Source organism: Desulfitobacterium dehalogenans ATCC 51507 (assembly GCF_000243155.2).
Taxonomy (GTDB): Bacteria; Bacillota; Desulfitobacteriia; order Desulfitobacteriales; family Desulfitobacteriaceae; genus Desulfitobacterium; species Desulfitobacterium dehalogenans.
On sequence record NC_018017.1, the window covers coordinates 2,680,951 to 2,699,154 of the forward strand.

The 18,204-nt window shown below is 39.6% G+C and carries 16 protein-coding genes and 2 pseudogenes; 1 reads left to right on the forward strand and 17 read right to left on the reverse strand.

Annotated features, from left to right (window positions below; all coding sequences use genetic code 11):
- Window positions 1–41: 41 nt before the first annotated feature.
- The 10 genes and pseudogenes from DESDE_RS12935 to DESDE_RS12975 form a co-directional block, all read right to left on the reverse strand.
- Window positions 42–317: a YciI family protein gene (locus DESDE_RS12935; RefSeq protein ID WP_014794460.1), complete on the reverse strand. Its 276-nt coding sequence runs from the start codon at window positions 315–317 to the stop codon at window positions 42–44.
- Between the two features lie 425 nt (window positions 318–742).
- Window positions 743–2,026: an IS110 family RNA-guided transposase gene (locus tag DESDE_RS12940; protein ID WP_014794461.1), complete on the reverse strand. Its 1,284-nt coding sequence runs from the start codon at window positions 2,024–2,026 to the stop codon at window positions 743–745.
- A 320-nt stretch (window positions 2,027–2,346) separates the two neighbouring features.
- Complete coding sequence (locus tag DESDE_RS12945; protein WP_014794462.1) at window positions 2,347–2,847, reverse strand: NUDIX hydrolase; 501 nt, start codon at window positions 2,845–2,847, stop codon at window positions 2,347–2,349.
- Window positions 2,848–3,075: 228 nt separating this feature from the next.
- Entirely contained in the window at window positions 3,076–3,468 is a 393-nt protein-coding gene (locus DESDE_RS12950) for a hypothetical protein (protein WP_014794463.1), read from the reverse strand.
- A gap of 526 nt (window positions 3,469–3,994) precedes the next feature.
- On the reverse strand, window positions 3,995–4,426 hold the full coding sequence (locus tag DESDE_RS12955; RefSeq protein WP_014794464.1) for a hypothetical protein: 432 nt from the start codon (window positions 4,424–4,426) through the stop codon (window positions 3,995–3,997).
- 469 nt (window positions 4,427–4,895) lie between these two features.
- Window positions 4,896–4,985, reverse strand: a pseudogene (locus tag DESDE_RS23015) (sigma factor); the annotation flags it as partial.
- A 601-nt stretch (window positions 4,986–5,586) separates the two neighbouring features.
- The gene (locus DESDE_RS12960) at window positions 5,587–6,243 is read right to left on the reverse strand and encodes a hypothetical protein (protein ID WP_014794465.1); all 657 of its coding nucleotides are present in this window, start codon (window positions 6,241–6,243) and stop codon (window positions 5,587–5,589) included.
- Window positions 6,244–6,916: 673 nt separating this feature from the next.
- Entirely contained in the window at window positions 6,917–8,032 is a 1,116-nt protein-coding gene (locus tag DESDE_RS12965) for a hypothetical protein (RefSeq protein ID WP_242831248.1), read from the reverse strand.
- Window positions 8,033–8,451: 419 nt separating this feature from the next.
- Window positions 8,452–8,745, reverse strand: coding sequence for a hypothetical protein (locus DESDE_RS12970; RefSeq protein ID WP_014794467.1), 294 nt, complete (start codon window positions 8,743–8,745; stop codon window positions 8,452–8,454).
- 187 nt (window positions 8,746–8,932) lie between these two features.
- A complete protein-coding gene (locus DESDE_RS12975; protein WP_014794469.1) occupies window positions 8,933–9,610 on the reverse strand; it encodes a hypothetical protein in 678 nt (225 codons plus the stop codon).
- A gap of 356 nt (window positions 9,611–9,966) precedes the next feature.
- Here DESDE_RS12975 and DESDE_RS12980 point away from each other — a divergent pair.
- Window positions 9,967–11,178: pseudogene (locus tag DESDE_RS12980) on the forward strand (IS110 family RNA-guided transposase).
- Window positions 11,179–11,688: 510 nt separating this feature from the next.
- Here DESDE_RS12980 and DESDE_RS12990 read toward each other — a convergent pair.
- The 7 genes from DESDE_RS12990 to DESDE_RS13025 all read right to left on the reverse strand — a co-directional run bounded on the left by DESDE_RS12990 (window position 11,689) and on the right by DESDE_RS13025 (window position 18,191).
- Window positions 11,689–12,561: a pentapeptide repeat-containing protein gene (locus DESDE_RS12990; RefSeq protein WP_014794470.1), complete on the reverse strand. Its 873-nt coding sequence runs from the start codon at window positions 12,559–12,561 to the stop codon at window positions 11,689–11,691.
- Between the two features lie 237 nt (window positions 12,562–12,798).
- Complete coding sequence (locus tag DESDE_RS12995; RefSeq protein WP_014794471.1) at window positions 12,799–13,206, reverse strand: VOC family protein; 408 nt, start codon at window positions 13,204–13,206, stop codon at window positions 12,799–12,801.
- Between the two features lie 292 nt (window positions 13,207–13,498).
- Entirely contained in the window at window positions 13,499–13,999 is a 501-nt protein-coding gene (locus DESDE_RS13000; RefSeq protein WP_014794472.1) for a hypothetical protein, read from the reverse strand.
- Window positions 14,000–14,245: 246 nt separating this feature from the next.
- Window positions 14,246–14,896 carry a LolA family protein gene (locus DESDE_RS13010; RefSeq protein ID WP_242831250.1) on the reverse strand — a complete coding sequence of 217 codons (651 nt, stop codon included), beginning with the start codon at window positions 14,894–14,896 and terminating at the stop codon, window positions 14,246–14,248.
- A gap of 86 nt (window positions 14,897–14,982) precedes the next feature.
- Complete coding sequence (locus DESDE_RS13015; RefSeq protein ID WP_014794475.1) at window positions 14,983–15,324, reverse strand: iron chaperone; 342 nt, start codon at window positions 15,322–15,324, stop codon at window positions 14,983–14,985.
- Window positions 15,325–15,722: 398 nt separating this feature from the next.
- Entirely contained in the window at window positions 15,723–17,561 is a 1,839-nt protein-coding gene (locus DESDE_RS13020) for an LTA synthase family protein (RefSeq protein ID WP_014794476.1), read from the reverse strand.
- Between the two features lie 87 nt (window positions 17,562–17,648).
- Window positions 17,649–18,191, reverse strand: a complete 543-nt coding sequence (locus DESDE_RS13025) for a hypothetical protein (RefSeq protein ID WP_014794477.1) — start codon at window positions 18,189–18,191, stop codon at window positions 17,649–17,651.
- Window positions 18,192–18,204: the final 13 nt, after the last annotated feature.

The following is an 18,204-nucleotide window of genomic DNA, read 5'->3' on the forward strand; positions in this document are numbered from 1 at the left end:
TTAAGAATGTTGTGAACTAAGGTTATGCCTATGTCCCTTAGTTAAAGCAAATAATTATTCTCTTCATTGGCCACCTCAAGCGTTCTGAGTTCGAAAGATTTGCACCCTGATGCAATAAACGGGTCAGAATTTGCAATGTTTGTTGCTTCAATAAAATCTTCTGCCAAAATAATAACCATTCCTCCAGGATAATCCGTAAAAGGGCCACAGATCACAAGCTTGCCTTGTGAGTTTAATTTTCTTAAATATTCTACATGACTATTGATTATATCATTATTTATCGGCTTCTGATTGTTCATTAAATAAACATATGTCATTTATTCCCCTCCCTATAATATCTTTTGATTTTCTTTGAATATCTCGCTTTTTCATAGAATTTCTAACGAACCAAATTAACTCACCACGGATAGAATTCGCATAGAATGCCTAATTCAGAGAATTTGGGTATAGCAAAGCAAACGTCTGCTTTTTTAGCATATGTTGGCCGTTGTAAACCCATTATTCTCACGGTGGTAAACCTCCCATGTCTAACAGGGTCAAGATGATAAATCCGCCCTAAATTCCTTCGTTCCACCTATCCATGATTGGGTGTCAGTTATGCTCCTCAACCGAGTCTTTGCTCTAATGGTGATTTATCCGACTGACTACCAGCTCTTTTGTCTGCTAGGCTACCTGGATTGTTCACTTCTGCGGTGACGCTTACTCACAGACCGTTTGTTTTTGTGATTTCGCTGCTATTCTGTTACGCTGCTGAATACTCAACTGGACGATGAATATCTTGAATCAGCTTTTTCGGGTCATAGTCTATACCCTTTGTTAATAGGGCATAGAACACCCGAATCAGTTTACAGCTTAAGGCTATTAACGATTGCTTTTTCTTCAGGGGATTCTTGGGCCTGGTCGTATAGTAGGTGTGTATCTCTGCAAACTCTGCGTTTTTGGCGACGAGCGGCATTACTGCCTGAAATAGAATCGCCCTCAACCGCGCTCGACCTCGCTTACTGATGGTGGTCTGTCCCTTGTGCTTGCCCGAGCTACTTTCTCGCAAGGCTAGGCCCGCTAGCTTTTGAATTTGCTTTGGAGAATTAAAGCGTCTAATATCTCCAACTTCGGAGAGAAAACCTGCCACGGTAACGAGGCCAACACCTTTAATTTCAAGCAACTTGGCTACTTCGGGTATCTGACGGCACAACCCATCGATGGTTTCAGTGACTGCCTCATATTGTGCTGTTTTAGTATGATAGTCTTGCAGTAATAGCTGGATTTCCATTCGGGAACAAGACTCTCCTTCGGTGCAACCAATGCTCTTCTGAGCAGCTTCATACAGGCTCTTAGCCCTTTTCATTCCCACTGCTCTCAATTTGTTGTCTCTCCAAATTCGGTTGATTCCTTCTGCTCCAAGTCTTTCAACATCCCTAGGTAGCGGGGCAACTTGCAATACCAGCATGCTACTCGTGGCATCAAACTTTCCAAACACCGTTTCATGCTCGGGAAAGTAGATTTTCAGCCACCGTTGAACACGATTTTTTATACTGTTCATTCCCTTTTGGATGCGCATCCTGCAGGCCATTGCTATTCGCAGTTCTGCATAGATCCCCTCCGGGATATAGGGCTCATTGTATCTGCCCTCGATGACCAGCTTAGCGATGGTTTTGGGGTCCTTTGCATCCGTTTTGCTGGGGTGGTTGTCATCAAGCTCCTTACTACGCTTTACATGGAATGGGTTGACGAGGACCAGCTTAATACTTTGCTCTTTTAGGTAAGATGCCAGGCTAAACCAGTAATGACCGGTTGGTTCTGCGCCTACCACTATGCATTCCTTTTGTGCTTGCCTTTTTAAACGTTCAATCCATGCATGGAAATCCTTGAATCCTTCAGCGTTGTTTTCAAACTTGAAGACCTTGCCCAGCTCGACTCCTCGCCAGTCAAATGCCCTGGCATAATGAAGCTCGCTGGCGATGTCCACTCCGATCACAATACTTCTTTCAGATAGTTGCTTTAGCTTCTCGTTTTGTGTAAAATTCATTGGGGATGACCTCCGTTATTTTGATTGGATTCTGTTGGCCAACAGTCCTTTCAAATTGTAACGTGAGGTCTTCTTTTTGACAAAGCTCATTTTTGACTACTACAGGAATGCTCCTCACTTATACAGAAACTTATCTAATTGATTGCTTCACATTTTCCTACAAGAATGTACTAGCCACCACTTTGTAATCCGCGTATGGGCGCGCAGCTCTTCGCATACGGTTTCGGATAACGTGCCCGGTATTACTGTAGCGTCCCAACAACATGCATCATCCTCTAGTTGTGGGAACTCTGTGTTATACGACGGGCGGTTTAGAATCGCTAAATTATCATCTTACTTCTAAGATACTTCTTTATAGTCGCCACTTGCATTGGGTAAAACTTCTCTGGTTCAATTGTTAACAGTTTGCCAAGTTCGTTGATGGAAATCCACCTTATATTCTTTGATTCTTCTGATTCATGCAACGGGACACCTTTCACCCGACAAATGAATGCTTGCACAATCAATGGATAATTCCCATCTATACATTGAGAGCTTGCAAATGGAGTATAGTTCACGATTCTTTGCCCGTGTAACTCTAAAACGGTTGACTCGTCTTCTCCAACAATGCTCGTCACTTCTAATCCCGTCTCCTCATATATTTCTCTTCGAAGACAATCATAAACATTTTCATATTCTCTTACCCTACCAGCCGGTATTTCTATTAATCCCTCTTCATTGGGTGCACTTTCTTTACAACGGTTTTGAATTAGTATATAGGATTTTTCATCGATTTCTTTCTCGATTATTCCCGCTACCGCTGGTTTAGCGAAAGCCTCCATCAACTCACCCCTTTACTCCCAAAAGCTATCTTGGAACTTTATTAAAATCTTAGCCTGTCGTATAACGTTTTCGGCATTCCCGCAGCGTCATATTACATTCTTATTTGCTAAGTTACAGGAATGGACGTGTTATAAGACGTTTCCTGCCCTATGAATTCAGAGCTCGACGTCGCGCCCTAGGTAGTTCCAGCTGTTACACATTATAAGAAAAATGCGTCTTATGCTACTTTATTTTTCTTTCTTTTTTAGAAATGTAACATCTATAAAAGAGATGCTAAAAGCTAAACCAAGAGAAATAGAACACGCTCTTAATAAATCTATATTTGAAGGTCTAAAAACATAATCAAAACAATAATTAACAGCTCCAAATAGGGCAAACAAGGCAATAAACTTGAATAGTCTACTTCTTATTTCTATCCATTTTAGCCTTCTTGAATTTAAAATAGTAACGAAAGGAACATATAATAACATGAAAAAAGTAAAGAATAAATATCCCATCAAGAATTTAAAAGTAATGCTACTATTTATATCTTTATAAACAATAAAAAGGGAAATTATAGTTCCGACTATAAATATGGCGTAAAGAGTTCTTGTTAAAACTAAAACTGCATTCTTTTTCACTATGCGCCTCCTTTATTATCAATCATTACTGGCATTTAGATTTATAGTCACCATATTTGTAAACCTAAATGGGCATTTCCTACATGTGCGAACTAAAGCTCTCGTCTGAATCCCGCCATGGACGGCGGCCCCTTGAACGCCGTTACCTTTTAATACGCTATTTAAAATGAGTGCGAATTAACTTAACTTTATATTTCTCATTATATCTTGAATAATCTGGTCTAAGATGAGCCACTGTGGCTCAACTACCTCCGGAAATAGCGACTCTTGTTATCCGTGAATCCCAGTCTCGGCAGTAAGCCTGATGTATTGTTCTAATGAAGAGAACACGTGTCCAAAACATAAAGGGCATTATCAACACGAAAACTGAATTTCGGTGATAATGCCCTTTGTCGTTTAGTTTTCTACATAATCTAATATGGTCAACACCATCACCTAAATATCCTTTTTTGAGACCCTCACCTTTAACTATCTTTACATAGTTATCCAAGTCAGAATGAGTGACTCGAGAAGAAAAGTTGAAGTTCTATCTGCCAGGGTTTTCTACCTCACCGACAAACACCAGATCTCCTATCCTCTTATATTGTCTAAATAATCCTTTTGGTCGATAAGCCTGTGCAAATTGAAGCCATTTTCTATCCTTGCTATAAACCTGATACAGGAATGCATCTCGACGAACCCCTTTTAACCTTATATATCCATCAAAAAAAAGGATGATACATTTTTGTTTAGACGATTGATCAATTGAATAATTTATCGCCGCATCAACTGCATCACGATATTTTTCTTCAATTGAAAATGTGGTCAACTTTTCATCTTCAGATTGTCCCTCTAAAACATATGGACGACTTGCCGGTTCGCCACGTTTTCTTACCTCCTCATCTAATTCTATAAGACTATACAACTTCTTAACAATCCACTGATCCAAGTCGACATTAAATCCCTCTATGTTGTTCATTTTATGCCCTCCCTTTATTACCTCAAATGCCCTTATCATTAGCCAACCAATACTATCCGCGCCAGGATGACGCTGCCTTTGCTAACTATTTCATTGAACTTTGACTCAATTGCCAGTGCCTATCTCTTTATTTGGTGAATAAAATTCCATATTCTATATTCTTCAACAAACTCCTTCACAAGAGCCAAAGTATTCTAAATTTCTCACCTAAAAACCTATATTTTACTTTACTCATTTTATTTGAATATTAGGCATTCAGTTCAACCTTCGAAAATATGGAGCACATTTCCTGTTTGTTGAGCCACACTTATTTAGTTGCCGTGGTCTAGTACATACAGAATTTCTTTTTGCTTGCCAATAGAACGATTTTATGATTGCTCTACAATAGCCACAGTACTAATTGGATCAAGGCGGTGTGCCTTGATTTGTCCGCCGCCCTCAGCCCTTTGTTCAATACTGATACTGTTAGTTAAAGCCATGTCGAAACTTTAGAGGTGCCGTCATATCGATTAGCTGATTTTATTGCACGGTAAAAGGTTTCTTGCGTGAGCTCTCTCGCAGTATCCTCATCATTTCAAATACTCATCAAAAATTTGAAAACAATCTCTGCATATTCCTTATAAATATCATCCATGTCAAGCATGCAATATCACTTCCTTTACAACATATATCCGGTAAATCAGTATTTCGTTACACAATAATTCATTTTTTAAAGCTGTCTGCATAGGCAAACAGCTTTAAAAGGTTGTATAAATAACTTGATTCACATTATTTTACAAGTATGAAATAAATCTATCGTCTAAATCCCGCCATGGACGGCGAGCGGTCCTGCAGAAAATGTATATAACGTCCCGAGGAGTCCCGCAGCGTCCCAACCACATTCATCATCCTCTAGTTGCGGGATCCACTGTTATATGACGTTTCCTGCCCCACAAAGCCTGAGCGCCATGGACGGCACTCCCCCAGGTAGTTCCAGTTGTTGCACTATAAGAAGAATGTGCTATATAGACAGGGCAGACGCCACAGAGGGTGTTCCCTACAATCTTATACGCGCATCATTTATAGGGAATAGCCTCCGTGCTGTTCCGCTATAATCCTAATGTTGGACATAATACTACCAACACTTATTGTCTAATAAAATGTCATAAGGCTTAAAAGTTTTAAGGAGTGGTTTGATTCTCTTTTGCTTCTATTTCTTCCTCTACTATTGCTATACTTTTACTATACTTTTTTGTAAATGAAGAAATTACTACGTATCCTAGAAAAACTGCAACATATTTTATCCCATTACCAACTAAGAGAAAAAAGCTAAAGCTAACGATTAGTTGGGGCCAAGTTATACCCAGATAATGACTATTGACAATAACTAAAGTTATAAATAACGGTAAGCCCAGAACCAATAACCTTTCCTTATTTACTTTCCAAGAACCAACTTTTTTATATTCATTTATAAAGTGTAAACTTCCAATAAATACACCAAAAATGAAAGACGCTATGATTTGGACTGGAATATTCAAAGCATAATTAAAAGTTGAATCTGTTAAAGCTCTCATATATTGATTTAACCCGTTAGATGCTATAAGTAAAACTATGAAAATAACCAAGACACCTATATATTCTATGTACTTCCTCAAAGCCATCCCCCCATATTTTAGTTCACATTTTCCTACAATTACGAAATAAAGCTCTCGTCTAAAGCCCGCCATGGACGGCGTGCCTCCAGATAATTCGGCCTCGATTTCATCACCCTTGTTGATATTTAAATTTCTCTTCTCTTCAGCTTGAATTAAAACTAATGTTTCATTTATTTTGAGCATTATTATAACAAGCTCACACTGAAGTCGTACTATAAATGAACGAATAAAAAGTGTCGGTAGCCTAACAAGAATTCCTCCCGATCTCCACTATATCTAGCTGTGGCACTACTAGATAGAATAAAAGTAAACCCAACTATTTTTGAACTTCCAAGTCTAATCCAAAACAAAATTTTTAATGATCGTAGGGGTTATTATTTTGTCAAAGGAAAAAACTGATTTAATTCCTCATAATCAATCAGATTCTAAGTTCTTTTCTCCTAAGCCTATAGGTCATTCTTAATATTGCCCTTGAGTATTTCTTTAATTGCTTTTATGTCCGAAGCAATTCTAAACACCTTATAATAGATTATGAACAGGATAATTAATGGGAAGTAAATTAGTATGACTTCCAAAAAATTCACCCCCTAACCTTTCCAATCACTAATTTTCAAGCTGCAAACTATTCTCCAACAATTCCCAGATATATGCTATTAAAAAGTAAACATCTAAGTAACAGGTCGCGGTATTTAGCAATTAAGAGCATGATGCAAAACGTTCTGCTGATGATACAAATAAGATGTATATTATTACTCCCGTTTAATCCCGCCATGGACGACGCCCCTTGAACTCTCCGTATTCAATGCAACCCATGATTAAATTATGTGCTCACAACCTCCGGCAAATTGAAATTTGGTTATGCGGGAGTGTAGATTGCAAATTGCACGCACGGCTGCCAGTTCTCATTAAATTGGTACACAGTAATAGGTGCATAGATGAGAGGAAACATTGCCAGAAGCTCCACCCTGCCGTCGCCATCGATATCTGCGATGAGGATGTTTTTTTCCGGCAAACGGCTATATTCTCCGTAATTGAAAATTGGGCAGACTGCAACGTTGCCATTCCGGTCATATTGATAAGCGGCGATAAACTGTTCTATATATTTCGGGTTGTTTTCATCAAACGTATAGCTTTCATGGATATTGTTTTGCGAGTTGACAGGCTCACTGGAAACACTTGCCGAGACATGCCCGCCCATGTCAATAGCGGTTCCGTCACTATTAAAGTACGCCGTCAGGGTATAAATGGCGGTATCCTTCCTGGCTGGGGGGGACTGCTCAAGCCCGCTCGAAAAGACTGTGTTGCTAGCGTTGACGATACTTTCCTCCCTGCCGTCGCCGTCTATATCAAATAACCACGCATTCTTGATGATAAGTGGAGTGGTAGTGGATACTTCTTTAATTTTGGCGTTGAAATAGTTCTCCCAAGACTGATTACCAGGCTGTGATTCGAGCGAATAGCACTCATACCTCACTTTTATGACAAATGGTTCCCAATCTCCCGACATGGCTATCACATCTCCTGATGCTCCTAATGGGTTGTAAAGCCACGCGCCCTCAGAAAGAGGATTGTCATAGATATTATCCTTTGAGCCGATATATATTTTGCGAGCATCGAAGATAACTGCTTTGTTTGGCTCATAATTCGCGCCAAGACGTTTTTGAATTTCAAAGTACCACTCCGGTTCTTTGTTCAACAGCTGTTGCTGGCCATCCACTATACGCGAAACCGGGAGAAAAGTATTGAAGTATTTCACCCAAACTGCGCCGTCTTTGAGCGCGGCCCTGTCATCTCCGGACAAACCGGCATTGGCGTCCGGCGCATTTATGCGCTCTTCAGACATATTGGGCATAACGTCGTCCTTATCTCCACTATCCTTGGATTCAGACGCACTGCCTTTTGACAAGCTGGCATTTACTTTGGCGGTATTCTCCGCAACTGTACTGTCACTGGGTGTCTTTCCCGGATTCAATGTAGAATCGTGTAGGCATCCGCTAGCAAAAAGTATGGAGAGTACAAGGAGAAAAATTAGGATTCGCTTCATCTAGCATCACCCCGAAATATTAATATTTACGATAAATATCGCTTTACAAATTTTTGCCTATCCTTATGTTATAAATATATACAATTACATAAACTGCTAAAATAATCTCCATAACCCACGCATGGATGCGTGGCAATTGTGGTATTGCATATAACGTCCCGCGAATTGCCGAAGCGTCCCAACCACATCCATCATCCTCTAGTGGCGGGAATGCCGTGTTATGTGATGGACCATGCGCCCAGATTCAGAGACGACTACGAAAGGGAATCCCTTAAATCGTCCCCCTAGAACAAAATTAATGATTAAATATAACGTTTGCGCAACAATATAAACTTCTTGTGTGATATTTAAAATCCAGTAGATAGAAGACTATTATCCCAATTCTCAACATTGCTTTCTAATACCTTTGCTTTGATTATTGAATTAGACAAAACAAATTTGTTTAACCATTCGACAAATGCTTCCGAACGATAACTACAACCATACTTTTCTCCATTTTTATAAATCCAATATGAATGGTTGTTTTGATTATCATATAGCCAATCTATAAATTTATTTCGATATTCTATTAAGTTGTCAGAGATATCCACCGGACAATCAAATATATCTGCATTTACGCAAAATTGGATTACTATTCTCATTGAGATCACTCTCCCTTTCAAGTCTATCTCGCAGACTCCTACAAACGTATAATAACCCAAATAATAATTCGCTTTTTCCCAATCCGCTCATGGTCTTTCACATAACGTCCCGAGGAGTCCCGCAGCCTCCCAACCACATTCATCATCCTCTAGTTGCGGGACTCCTCTGTTAGGTGAAGTAGGCATCTCAAGGCTTTTGTACTTCCGTAAGAATTTGATTTGAAAGTGTATAATACCTTGGCTCATTCGGCCTTTGATAAATTTCAAATACGTTAGAGTCGTTTCTGTATACTACGACTTGTGCATTAACAGATTCGTTTACATCTGAGACCATAATAATATTTCCTATATTTTTATATATCTTCGTGTTTGCTAAAGTCCCCCACGTTGAGACTACTTCTTGTTCGTTATCCATATCAATATCCTTTTCTAATACATGTCCATCGACTTGAAGTAATACACTTGGCTTAAGATCTTCAATCAAAATATAAATAGCTTGACGGTAATTTACTCCAAGGGAACCATTAAACTTAATTACCTTCTTCCCAAACAGATCCTTTACTTCAATTTCATTTCCTATTTGATAAACAGAGATCTGACCCACATCATAATATCTATCCTTTATTTTAATGCCCCCATTAAACTCTTCTTGATTTGTTTTTGGTTTATAAAGGAATGCTAAAGCATCATCTGCTAACAGCTCACTTGATATTTCGCCAATAGCTTGTTCAGATATTATGGTAATTTCAGATTTCATATCGATTGGCTTAAACTCCAAATTTAATATATGGTCTGTATCTTTCGCACATCCATTTACGAGCAATGACACTGAAATTATGGCTATTAGCAACTTAAATAATTTCATGCTAAATCTTCGTCCTTTTGCAGTATAATCAGCCTATTTCACCTAACGTTCCGCGTATTGCCGACGCGTCCTAACCACATCCATCTTTTCTAAGTGTCGGTAATACGCTGTTCGTATTATAGGTTCATAACCAGTTCAATCTGGGTATGGACCTTTTTCTTTTATATTCCCTTATACTGAAAGAAAACTGGGTAAGAACGTATACTCTGTTGGGACCTGGATCCCGTCACATAAACTGTTTATACTCTCTTTGGCACCAATACTTTGATTGAGCTGGTTGGGCTTTGAGCCCGTATCACAATGCGAACCTAAAGGTGGTTGTTAAAGATGGAACCCGGTGAAAGAGGAGGTTTTTCATGATCGATGTTCCTGTGTTAAGTATTGATATTTCTAAGTCTAAGAGTGTAGCTGCTTTGTTTAAAGGATATCAAGAGTCTGTTTCCAAACCCTTTCCCTTCTTGCATTCTCCGAGTGATATGTCCAGATTAACTGATATACTTCTTAAACTTGAAAGTGAAACTGGCAAACGCCCTCATGTAGTTATGGAAGCGACGGGTAATTACTCCAAGCCCATTACAACTTACTTTCAAGATGCAGGTTATAAAGTAATTGTTCTTAATCCTCTCCAAACTCATGCTGAAAAGAAATCCGTCCGCAAGGTTAAGACTGACCCCATTGATGCGAATCGGATTGCTTAGGTTTGCTATTTGAATGAATTTATTGAAGCCAAACCTGTTGAGGATCACATCTTGGAATTGCAAAACCTCTGTCGGCAATATGATAGCTTTAATACGCTTTATACTGAAACTCAACTTAGGTTTCGCTCTGTTTTAGATCTTATATTTCCTAAGTTTGAATCAGTGTTTGCTCACTTATGTAGTCCTACTGCTTTAAAGGTCCTTTCTACTTTTTCTTCGCCAAAGGCTATTTTATCTGCCAACCGTGAGCAGATCATTGAGTGCCTTAAGCCTGCAAAGAAATCAAGAGACTGGAGCGAACTTAAAACAGATAAACTTATTTTGGCTGCCAAGGAAAGTTTGCCTTTTAACCGGGCCCAACAGTCAAATATACGGGTTTTAAGGATGTACATTGAGCTCCTCATATCCCAACAAGATATTCTGACTGACATACGGGCTCAAATGGTCTATTGGGTAAACTTCTCCTCTGAATATCCTCTCCTACGCTCTATCCCCGGAGTCGGAGAGGATACAGCCACCACCATCCTCGCTGAAATTGGTGATATTAAAAGATTCCCGAGTGCAAAACAGCTGGTCGCCTTTTCTGGCATTGATCCATCTGTATTTGAATCAGGAAAGTTTAAATCGAGTAATAATAAGATCTCTAAGAGAGGGTCACCTTATCTTAGAAAGGCCATTTATCAAGCTACTGTGGCTGGGATCAGTAACAGGGCTAGCGGTCCCTTAAATCCAATCCTCAGGGACTTTTATCTCCGGAAAGTCAATGAAGGTAAGCCGGTTAAAGTCGCAATTATAGCCACGGCTAACAAAATGCTAAGAATGATCTACGGAATCCTTTCCTCACAACAGCCTTTTTCAGCTTCTAAATAACAATTCTCTGTTGACTTAGATATCCCTTTTATTCACATCCCCTTTTTACATGCTTACAACATGTAGGCCAGCTTTGCTATACCCACTTCTCTTATCAATTACTACAGAAAAACTTTTACTTGACAGCAATTAGCTGGTTTATATGATGCGGCGCCCCCAAAGCAATACTTAAACAAGCTAACCCTTTATAAACCCGTTATCCACCAGCCAGTCAATTGACGGTTTAATATCCGCAGAAAGGGTTTCTATTGTCCAGAGTGCTTTTGGTGAATGTACTTTTAACAGCTCTAACGTATTTAACATATCGATTTCACCCTTCCAAAGGCCAAAGTGATCGTCAAGTTTTCCATTGTTATTATGCAGGTGAACGTACCTAATCCTGTCATTTAGACCTTGTATCCAATTGTGCCGTACGCCCCCAGATACAGAGCCCGCCATGGACGGCGGCCCCTTGACCCTCCGAATATTAATACGCCATATAAGAACGCGCATAAATCTACCCTTTACCATTTAAGTAGAAACACTCCAATGCTTAGGGTGAATAAGTAATGGGGGTAACTTTGTACTGACATCCCCCTTCGCTACATTAAGCTGAGCTTGGGTAAGAAAGATGCTCTTGCTAAGATCTGCTCCTCTAATGTCAATATCTCGGAAATCAGCTCCAATGAAATCAGTACCATTTAGGTCTACTCCCCTGAGGTCTGCTGCAATAAGATATGCTCCCCTCAAGTTAGCTCCTCTCAGGTCGATTTTTCTAAGATCACATGCAATAAGGTCTGCTCCTCTGCCGAAGGTCTTCTTGCTTCCGCGATGAGTCTTCAACCCGTGTAAAACTTCACTCCTTACAAGTTCGCTAGACCTCAGAAGCAGGGTATTAACTTTTGCTCGGTATGCTACCAAATCTAATTGCATGAGTAAATCAGGTCTAAGGCAAGTGACTTGTTCCGTCTCATAAAGCATAGAACTAAGCACATCATGGATAGGGCTAGCTGGTTGTAGCGTCAACGCTTCTGTCAGATACCAAAGAAGTTCATGAAGTTGTCTCATGAAAAGAAATACCTTAAACATTTGCTCAGAAGATTCTGGGGCTTTCCGCCAGTCGCGCCCATCAAAACTGACTTTAGAAACCTTCTGACCCGCACCAAAACACTCAAATGCAATGCAACCTTTAAGTCCATGTTCCAATAGGTTATTGTGAATACAACAGCGAAAGTCTTGTTCCAGATTGGGGCAAGGTTCACCTGCGTTTTTGTCGATTGGGAAACCTTCCGAAACTGAAAAGTAGAGTGCAACACAGCATAAACCAAAACAATTTTCACAGTCGGGGTGCAGATTACTGCGTTTTTCGATAGAAAAAGATAAATCCATTTCGTTTTCGGACAATATTTCTTCCTCCTTATCGACTTCAACCAATCTTTGCTGCACAACATCTTACGAGTGCGCACCAATCACCAGTAATTCGTAATCCGCGCATGGACGCGCGGCTTTTGCGTACGGTATCGGATAACGTTTAGGAGTTCCTGTAGCGTCCCAAGCACATTCATCATCCTCTAAGTTACGGGAACTCTGTGTTATCTGAATCGCGGCTAATTAATCATGCAAACTTTGTTTACAATGGACCTATTTATTTTTGCCTTTCCCCCATGAACCAATTTCAATCAGATTTCCTTCTGGATCAAGTATAAATGAAGACCGCATCCCCCATGGTTCTGTTCTTGGATAAAGAACTGGCGTAGCACCAGAATCGACAACTCTCTTGAATTCTATATCTACATCCGAAAACTCAGGCAAATCAATTGCCAATTCAAATGTGCCATTAATGCCATTTGGATAAGACACTTCTGTCCCTAGATATCCTGGCAACTCTTTTCTCTCATACATCATGAAACGTATCCCTTCATGCAGAAACTCAGCATGAGGTCCATTTCCATCCCATTGAATTTCTACTCCAAGGATATCTCTGTAGAATTCGGTCATAACTTTCAGATCATTTACGAAAATACCAAACGCATCAAACTTTAAACCCATGTTCTCTTAACCCCTCTCTTACGCGAAGAATCAACTATACTAATGGTCTTAAAAAGATACTCAATTAATTGAATAGATTTGTTTAGGATAATAAAAAACAAGACCTAGCGTTTCGTATAACGTATAATTACCGCAACATCCATGCGCCTTTTCGTGTTCTCAAGAGGGATTTACGCATAGTATTGCGTAAATCCCAACTATCTACAGTAGAGACTTCACAATATTTCTCCCTCTTCTTCAACTCATTTTCGCCTCCATGGTCGACATTGTCGCACCTTTAAACTATCCTGTGCTAAAACTGTACACCTTTATAGGCAGGGTCTTCGATTCTAATCTTTAATCGACTGATTTTACTCCCACCGGAAAGTTGAATCGTGACATTACCCCTCGTATAAATGTCGTGACTGGATTCCTTGAATCCACGCTTTTTCAAGGTGGTTACAGCTGAATCATAAGTGTCACCCACTTTAATTCCGAGGATGCTATATGATGGATTCTCAGTATCAATCGATGATACTTTGTTCTGGAATAATCCAAGCGATGATGTCATCACAAAAATCTTATTGTTGCTGAATCTCCATCCATTCCCGCCCATTCCATAGACAAACTCCGCTTCTTCATCCATGGTACTTTTTAATTTCTCTTCTGGCATAAAGAGTTTAATTGTTGAAACAGAAATGCTTCTATTATAATAATAAGCCTCTAAGATAGGGTAATTCTTATATAGCGTTAAACCTAAAATAATAATTGCTAACGCACTTAAAAGAAGAATTAAGGATTTAATTCTTTTCACTATTTACCCCCTAAATCTTTAGTGGTACTTACGATCGCTTTTCTCTATTTTCCATCAAGTCTAAAACCCTATCCAGCTTCTCAAGGATTTCCTGATTCCTTTTTCTTTTCCTTAAAATGAATGGCACGCTAATCAATATACAAATGATTAAAATAAGTACCAGGAAAGAAATCATTTGTGCCAATAATGTAAAATCGAAGTGTATTGGGTTCATCTCAATCGCCCCTCCGTTTATCTAATCTTCTACTATTCCTCTAGGATTATTGCTGACTTAGGAACAGAGAATTTTTTATCAGAGACCGAGCCGGGACCTATTTTTACATTCTTATAAGTTAATGTGGTCAAAATCTTCTCATTCTCTACAAATTCGATTTTTGTTGGAACTCCTGTTTTCTTATCTATCCATATTTTAGATGGATCTACCCTATTAGCTATGTTTGTCTTGATAATTACACTCTGCCGTCCTTCCACTTTTTCTGTCCCCACTATTTCCGCACTTTTCGGATCTATCATATCAATGTATCTCAAAAATGAGTTCCCTCTTATTCCCTCAAATTTTCCTATCATTCCTGTTGCTACAGCGGCTGATGTATTCTTGCTTAGAACCTTATACTTTGTCATCTTACCTGAGCCATCTCTTATATATCCGATTGTGTCTACCGCCACATTATCGCTGTATATAGTTACTTCACGCTTAAATTGATTATCCTTAGCCCAAACCTTACCATCAAAGACTATTCCTTCAGAATTGCGTTCTTCGTAGTAAAACTCTTGGATGTCTCTGCTCATGTTAATTAAGTCATTTAAGTCCGTTGACTTAGCACACCCTGCTGTGAAAAAGAGGATACAAATAAGGATTACCCAAAAAAGTTTTCTTCTCAAATCTTTCTCCTCCATTTTGTATCATTGCCAATATATAATGTTATGCTTTGTACGCTCAAGGATTCAGTAACGCCAGGACGGCGTCCCCTTGAGCTTCCCGGTTATTTTAATTGTTCTTCTACCCTGAACCTGACAATCTCACGAATCAAATCTAAGGGCAATGGCTTACCCAACGGGAATTGCACTGTCCCTTTCGAGGTTTTATAGTCGGATAGTTTTTCTTTGAATGCTACTATACCTTCAGGTTGTGGATAAAAGCCAATATGCTTTTTAAATCCAGCAAAATGAACCAACCATTTTCCGTTCAAATCATATGTAGGTATGCTCATACAAATTCGTTCGGTAGCCTGTGGGGCTGACTCAAGGACAATATTTCTGATTGCGGTCAATCGCTCCTGTACTTCGACAGGGAAGCCTTTAATATATGCGTCTACTTCATTCATCTAAATACACCCCCGCGCTCTTTATTTGTTTGCCTTGCCAAATACGAAGAAAAAACTTATCTCCTAACGCTTTGACATGTTTAATCTAGAACTTATAGTTTATACAAAAAGCAATCTCCAATATTACAATTCAACCCTTCTTTAAATATTCCTCCAAATTATAGACAACCCCCTAGGGCTAAGGAGTTAGCACCTTCACCGATAAATTCGTCTCCCAAATTATGCATCGATGCATAATTTGGGCTGATTTCCGAACAATCGCTAGCTTAAGCTCTTAGCCGTCCTCTCCTCCCCAAGTACATCTTCCCGATACCTCCCATACAAAAGCAGGAAGGGTCTGCCTTACGACAGACCCTTCCTGCTTTGCTAAAATTACTTGCTATAAAATTCCGAATGCCCTATTTAGCATTTTTGTCAAAATAATTACTTTGGATGATTAAATCAGAAAGGGTTAACCCCTTCACTGCATGGTCTTCAAGCTCCTTGCTGGTGCCGACAAAGGTTCCGTCAGCCAAAACAGCATAATCCCTTTGGGTCGTCATAAGATTTCGACCTTGGGTAGTCTTGACATACTTCTCTTCTTCTATCCCCATCAAATAAGCAACCGTTGGCAAAATATCAATCTGCCCTCCTGTGGTTTCAATAACCTTAGGACCCAAGCCCTTTTTGTAGATAAGGAAAGGAACCTTAGGGTCGTTCTCCATCCACCAATCTTCCTGAGGCTGGATGCCGGGGAGCTCATCGTTGTAATATTTATGAATCCCGCCATGATCACCATAAATGACAATCACTGTATTCTCTAAAAGCCCTTTCTGATCAAGAGATTCTATGAACATACCAATCTGCTTATCTGTGTAATGAATGCTTTGGAAATACCCTCCCAGTTTTGTCCGGTCAATCCGAGGATCGATTTCCAGTTCACGATACTCCTTTGGCAGATCATAGGGGCCATGACTGGTCATGGTGATGATGAAATCATAGAAGGGCTGAGAAGACCGCTCAAGAATAGGAAGCATTTGTCGGAGATAGCTGCTATCGCTTAATCCCAGACCAATTTTCTCATCCATAACAAAGTCTTTAATATCCAGTGTATTGGAGAAACCCATACCTATTAAGGCCTGAACCCAGTTCCAGTAGCCGGCATTATCGGGATGGCTGGCCTGGGTAGCGTATCCTTTTTCAGCAAGAAGCTTAGGCAGAGAATTATATTCGTTGAGGGGATATCTGAAGAAGGTACTCCCCCTTCTTACCGGATAGACGGAGGCATTGGCCAGGAGCTCAGCATCAGAAGTAGTTCCATTCCATACTTGTTCATAGAAATTAGGAAAATAGATGCTATCCTGCAAAAGCCGATTCAGAGTCGGAGTTATTTCTTGATTATTGTAGCTTTGATTGATGACGAAATTCTCCAGGGACTCTACCTGTAACAGAATAAGATTTTGTCCCGCAAACAGTCCTTTATACTCATCGGAAGGTAAATCTTCCTGATTTTGCACATACCAGTTTTGGATCTCTTCCTCCTGTTCAGGAGTCAGCTCAATGATCTGATTTTCCTTAAAATAAACATAACCGTCATAGAAATGATAGCCGATAGGAGATAAATTTCTCATACTGTCTGTAGGAGCCCAGCATATCCGAAAAACAATATGATTTTGCCCATTCTCCACTTGGTCATAACGATAATGGGCTGAATAAATAAATCCCGTAGCCAATACCCAAATAAGAAGGAACCAAGGGATTTGCCGTCTAATGTCCTTTCCTGATTCTCTTCTCAAGACAAGCAATAAAAGAGCCAATATACAGTCGATGGCAAAAAGAGCATCGGGCAAATAAAGCAGAGATAGAATCGAACTGCCTAGGTCTTCAAGATTGGTTAATTGAGCGACAAGGTGAAAGGTAAGAAAATCACCATATCCCCGATAGTATACCAAATCAGCCAGTAATAAAAAGGCCAGGAGTGCACCAAAGGCCCAGGTTACCCAGAGACGGCTTCTTCCTTTAAAAAGCAAAGGAATGGAAAAGAATAAGAGAGTAAAACAGAAAGCAAGAGTGCTGGACAAGGCATAATTATTGATAAAGTAAAATTCCCATGAGTTGTTCCAGGATGTGGTCAATCCCATAAAGGCGATCACTTTAATATAGCCAATAATAAAGGATCCCCACCAAAAAGGATCCGGTATAAGATCAAATATTATGCGGAGGTTTCTCTTTACGGATTTATATTGTAGAACGGACATTGTATCACCTATAGTTAAACTTCATTTATGAAAACAACAGCATTTATTGTAACACAATCCTCTCCAAGTGCCTAAACCTCATGAGAGTTAAAAATCCACTCTCTTTGTGATTATAAAACGATTAACATAGCCTTCCTCATCTAATTGGACAATTCCTTCCCCATTCTTGGCTTGAGTGCTTCCATCCTTTAATCTTTTCTCGATTTCTATAGTGTAAGAATATTGCGCACCTTGATCTTTGGTAATCTGAATGTCTCTTACATAGAATTGACATTCTTCTTCCCATGCCAGTTGGTCATATTTTATGATATACCTGGTTCTAAACAATTCCTGCAAAACATCCTCTGTGCAATACTTTTTAAACTTTGCGCTATAGGGTTTGAATAGTTCCGCAAAGTCCTCCGGGTCCATAGTCTGCATTCCTATTTGCCTTGGCATTGAGTTGCTTATTTCTTGCAAGTATCGGCTAAGCTTTTCCTTCAATTCCTGATAATCTTCCGTATTGTCAACCTGATAAAGCTCCAGAAGGAATCCTTCAATCGTCTTTTCACCCACAGATTTATTCGATTGGCAACTGGGAATAAGGAGAAAAACAAAGAATAAAATGATGCATAATACTACCTTTTTCATTTTCTTTCCTCCT